Here is a 631-nt window from a genome sequence, read left to right as displayed (position 1 = left end):
CCCGGGTCCCGTTCGCGGCCCGGGCGATCTCACGGATGGTGGCGCCCGCGTACCCGAATTCGGCCACGCAGCGCATGGTGGCAACGACGATCCGCTGCCGCGTCTCCTCGCCGCTGGCGCCGACCGGACGTCCCCGTTGCGCCCGCGTCACCGTGCTGTCCTCACTCGCGCGTCCCGTCCGCCGGCTCCCGGTCCCCGACACGGTCGAATATAATCGAGTGATCGATTAGTTTCGGCTTCGCCGCGGAGGTGCGTAGTGCGTGATGGACGGAGCTGCGGCGGGCTTCCCGCCGCATGAGCGTCACGCCGCCGCAATTGGGTCGGCCGGTGGGTGCCGACGGTGAGCAGACCCGGGCCCGCATCATCACCGCCGCGATGCGCTGCGTGGCCGAATTCGGGTACGCGGGCGCCACCATCCGTGAGATCGCCCGGGCCGCGAACGTCACCAGCGCCAGCCTCTACAACTACTTTCCGAACAAGGCGGAGCTGATCAACGCCGCGATAGCGGCGCGGACCGACGTCGCGTTGCCGCGGCTGCGCGCGGCCGCCGCGCGCCCGGGGACCGCCGTCGACCGGATCGAGGCGGTGCTCGACGAATCGGGCCGGCTCATGCGCGAGTATCCCGATCTGG

At 71.3% G+C, this 631-nt stretch carries 2 protein-coding genes; one reads left to right on the top strand and one right to left on the bottom strand.

The genetic code is table 11. The features are described from left to right. Positions 1 to 151: TetR family transcriptional regulator (locus A5713_RS26705; protein WP_156752051.1), on the bottom strand; the 151-nt coding region annotated here is incomplete at its 3' end. A gap of 143 nt (positions 152 to 294) precedes the next feature. Here A5713_RS26705 and A5713_RS26700 point away from each other — a divergent pair. Then, a partial coding sequence (locus tag A5713_RS26700) for a TetR/AcrR family transcriptional regulator (RefSeq protein ID WP_156752050.1) occupies positions 295 to 631 on the top strand: 337 nt, incomplete at its 3' end.

The organism is Mycobacterium sp. E2497 (assembly GCF_001668695.1).
In the GTDB taxonomy this organism is placed as follows: Bacteria; Actinomycetota; Actinomycetes; order Mycobacteriales; family Mycobacteriaceae; genus Mycobacterium.
Note: the sequence above shows the minus strand (reverse complement) of the source record. Positions and strands in the feature narration are given on the sequence as shown.